4 protein-coding genes and 1 riboswitch are annotated in these 3,830 nt (G+C 45.6%); of the genes, 2 read left to right on the top strand and 2 right to left on the bottom strand.

Annotation, left to right across the window (positions count from 1 at the left end; genetic code table 11):
• Positions 1-479 precede the first annotated feature (479 nt).
• Both ACTIE6_RS19995 and ACTIE6_RS20000 read left to right on the top strand, forming a co-directional pair.
• Complete coding sequence (locus ACTIE6_RS19995; protein ID WP_439558329.1) at positions 480-956, top strand: Lrp/AsnC family transcriptional regulator; 477 nt, start codon at positions 480-482, stop codon at positions 954-956.
• Positions 957-962: 6 nt separating this feature from the next.
• Positions 963-1,913, top strand: a complete 951-nt coding sequence (locus tag ACTIE6_RS20000) for an EamA family transporter (protein ID WP_439558330.1) — start codon at positions 963-965, stop codon at positions 1,911-1,913.
• A 31-nt stretch (positions 1,914-1,944) separates the two neighbouring features.
• Here ACTIE6_RS20000 and ACTIE6_RS20005 read toward each other — a convergent pair whose 3' ends face one another.
• Together ACTIE6_RS20005 and ACTIE6_RS20010 are read right to left on the bottom strand one after the other, a co-directional pair.
• Positions 1,945-2,199, bottom strand: coding sequence for a hypothetical protein (locus ACTIE6_RS20005; RefSeq protein WP_439558331.1), 255 nt, complete (start codon positions 2,197-2,199; stop codon positions 1,945-1,947).
• A 14-nt stretch (positions 2,200-2,213) separates the two neighbouring features.
• Positions 2,214-3,380: a cysteine desulfurase family protein gene (locus ACTIE6_RS20010; protein WP_439558332.1), complete on the bottom strand. Its 1,167-nt coding sequence runs from the start codon at positions 3,378-3,380 to the stop codon at positions 2,214-2,216.
• A gap of 133 nt (positions 3,381-3,513) precedes the next feature.
• Positions 3,514-3,606: riboswitch (SAM riboswitch) on the bottom strand.
• Positions 3,607-3,830 lie beyond the last annotated feature (224 nt).

The raw sequence follows: 3,830 nt of genomic DNA on the forward strand, positions 1-3,830 counted from the left end.
TAAGATCCAACGTCTGAATCTCAGGTGCTTCAGGCGGATCAGGCACCACGTGGTCATCGCAGGAAAATGCCATGAGGAAAATGGAAAGGAACAGACATAGCGCAGTGGCAGTCTTCTTTAAAGTAAACACCCTTGTTTTCATAAGTTGTTTTTAAGTTACGTTTTCCGGCAATTTAGGCGCTTACCATTCTACCATTCAACTTAGGCGCGCTTGCGATTATTCTTCGGCAATTGCAGATTTATCCACCGGCAGATCTTACGCCGCAACTCTTTAAACACGACAAAAACCGTCGTGAAGCAGACCTACTAAACACAACATCACAGGGGAAGCACCCTCCTTTTTTGACCGCTTAAAAACTTTTTACAACAAAATTCAAACCCTCCGAACTATTAGCACTTTCCAGGTGTATAAGCAGTACGAAATTCAGCACGCTACAATATAAATCGAATATTATTCACAAAGAATAGCTTATTACAGAATGGGTCAAAACGAACTGGTACTTGATAAAACCGATCTTCACATTCTCCGCCTGATGCAGGAAAATGCCAGGATCACCAATGCAGATCTGGCCAGGGAGTTGGAAATGGCGCCTTCTGCGGTTTTGGAGCGGGTGAAGAAGTTAGAACAGAAGCAGGTGATCAGGCAATACACCACCCGCATTGATCCCGCCGCACTCCGCCAGACCCTGCTTGCATTTATCTCCATTAAGTCAGCCGAAGGAATGGGCAGCAATGCAACTGCAAAAGAACTCGCCAAAATTCCGGAGGTACAGGAGGTCCATCACATTGCCGGGGAAGACTGCTACCTCGTCAAAGTGCGCACTTTCGACTCAGCCTCATTGATGGAGCTCATGCGGAATTCATTCAGCAAAATCCCAAAAATTATTTCCACACGCACGACGATCGTCCTGGAAACAGTCAAAGAAGAACAACTATTAGTCATTCCTGAAAAATAAATGCGTATGAAAACGGCAAATTCTACTCCGTCAACAGCCCTGATTGTACTGGCTTATGCAACAGTTTACATTGTATGGGGCTCCACTTACTTCTTCATCCAAAAAGCGCTTTCAGGCTTGCCGCCATTCTTTATAGGCGCATTCCGATTCGTAGCTTCGGGTTTGATCATGCTTATGTGGAGCATTTTACAGGGCGATAAGGTATTTTCCCTGAAAGCGATCAAGCCCGCAATAGTAACGGGCTTGCTGCTGCTATTCGTAGGGAACGGGGTTGTAATCTGGGTTGAACAATTTTTGCCGAGTGCGATGGTTGCCATTATGGTCTCCTCTGCCCCACTCTGGTTTGTGTTGCTGGATCAGCCGAAATGGGCTCAGAATTTCAGTAACAAATCCACCATAATCGGTCTTTTGATTGGATTTGCCGGGGTTATCCTGCTTTTCAGCGAAAAAATAATGGCTTCAATGGGTTCATTAAACAGCTCACGCGATCTTTTTGCGATGGTGCTGGTGGTATTAGGCTCAATGTCCTGGGCAGGCGGATCTCTGTATTCCAAGTACAATGCAGGCTCCGACTCCGCAACTGTCAACTCTACCTGGCAGATGTTTGCAGCCGGCGTAGCATTCACACCGGGCATTTTCCTGACGGGAGAACTGGAAGCCCTTGATCTCGCCTCGGTACCGGCAAGTGTATGGGGCGCTGTCGTTTACCTGATTGTATTCGGCTCTATTATCGGTTACAGTGCTTATGTATGGCTGTTAAAAGTTCAACCTGCCACGAAAGTAAGTACTTATGCATACGTTAACCCTGTGGTTGCGGTGTTGCTCGGGATATTCTTTGCCAACGAAAGCATCAGTCTCCTGCAGATCGCCGGACTGGTCGTCATTCTTGGCAGCGTGTTGCTGATTAATTTGCATCAATACAGAAAGCCGAAGGTACTCGCAGGCAATGCCGCCTAGCGTTATTAGTGCACAAGAAAATGCGATTTCCTTAACTACAAAGCGTTAAGTCCGACACTCTTTCTACCTCCGAAATATCCCTGTTGCGACGGATCAGGACACTAATGCGCTCGAAGTCGATCAGTCTTGAAACTTCAAATGCAATGATTCCAACAAAGCTTTTTCCTTTGCTGCGGAAGTTGAGACGTTTAATTTTTGCGCCTTCAACTGATTCTACCGTAGCGGTGATTTTGTGTAAACTGGCTGCATTGCGGTAATTAATCCTTAAAAGAAAAGTGTCATTCATTTGTCGTTACTTGTTTATATGATGGCTAATTTGGATTCACTGTAAAAAACGGGTGATGTTTCGTAAATGCCTGTTAAAACCTGCACGATATAATCAACCTCGTTGAAGGTGTTGAGTTTGCTGAATGAGAAACGAACATTCTCTTTATTTTTCTGACAAGGCAATGCGGCGATCACATGTGAGGTACCGCGGCTCGAACAGGCGCTTCCTCCCGAAGCAGCAATCCCTGCCTGATCCAGCTTTTCTACGATGCTTCCAAGAGGCAGACAAGGAAATGAGACATTAACTACATTCGGAATGCTGTTCTCGACCGACTTGCTATCTCCATTGTAACAAATACCTTCTATCCCGCTGATAGCCAGTTTCGCAATAAGGTATTGTTTTAGTTTACTAACCTGCGCCTGATCTTTATCCAGGTCGCGGTAAGCTACTTCAAGTGCGCGCGCCAGTCCGACAATACCGATCACATTCTCGGTACCGCCACGCTGCCCGCCCTCTTGGCCGCCACCTAATATTAATGGCGCAATCCTGTGTTTTTTGTTGATATAGATAAACCCTACTCCTTTCGGACCGTGGAATTTGTGCGCAGACCCTACCAGAAAATCGACCTGCCCGTGGCCTAGATCAAACCGGAACTTGCCGATCGTCTGGGTGGTATCTGTGTGGAATATGGCATTATAACGTTGAGCAAGAATACTGATGGCGTGGATATCGGTCAGGTTGCCAATTTCATTATTGGCATGCATTAGGCTGATCAATGTCCGTGGATTGGCCCGGAGCAGGTTTTCCAAATGGTACAAATCAACATTACCCCGCTCGTCGAGGCGGACAAAGCTGATTTCGATATCACCTTCTTTCTCGTGTTTGGCCAATGTTTGCAATACGGCTTTATGCTCGATTTTGCTGGTAATCACGTGACTAATTTCATAGGCGCGGATTGCACCCGTAAGTGCCAGGTTATTGGCTTCTGTTGCTCCGGATGTAAAATAAATTTCCGTGGGCAAAGCGCCGAGTAAAGCCGCAACTGTTCTGCGTGCACTTTCAACTCCTTCCCTGGCTTTGAGGCCGGCCCAATGTGTAGATGAAGGATTTCCGTAGTTTTCGGAGAGATAAGGTATGATCGCATCGATCACCTCGGGATCAAGCGCTGTGGTAGCGGCGTTGTCGCAATAGATTTTCATACTTTCAATGCTTTAATTTGGTTTTTGTCTCAGCCAAATACGTTTACTGCACAGGAATGACATTGATTAAGCAGCGCAAGTCGCAGCATTATTCATTCATTCAATACACTTGTAATCCGGTGGCTGGATTCTAGATTTATCAATAGAATTAGGTTGGGGCACCTTAAAAGTTTTAGGTTGCCAGAAGATCATAGAGCCTAACCTCTCCCTTCCTTCTTTATAAATCTACTAATTCGATAGACAAAGATGAAATAAAGATCCTGAATATCCAAACAGACATTGAAAATTTTAAGTAAAGATTATTTCTGAACAGGATTGTAGTAGCGAACCGAAGGCTATTCCATTCGCTTTGTTAATGCATTTAGCTCTGTGTCTGTGGGAGTTGCGGAAGAGATTCCGCCGGCAGGAACCTGGATTTTGGCAGACCAGGCAATTGCATTCAATACCAAT

The sequence above is a fragment of the Dyadobacter sp. genome, assembly GCF_051859145.1.
Taxonomy (GTDB): domain Bacteria; phylum Bacteroidota; class Bacteroidia; order Cytophagales; family Spirosomataceae; genus Dyadobacter.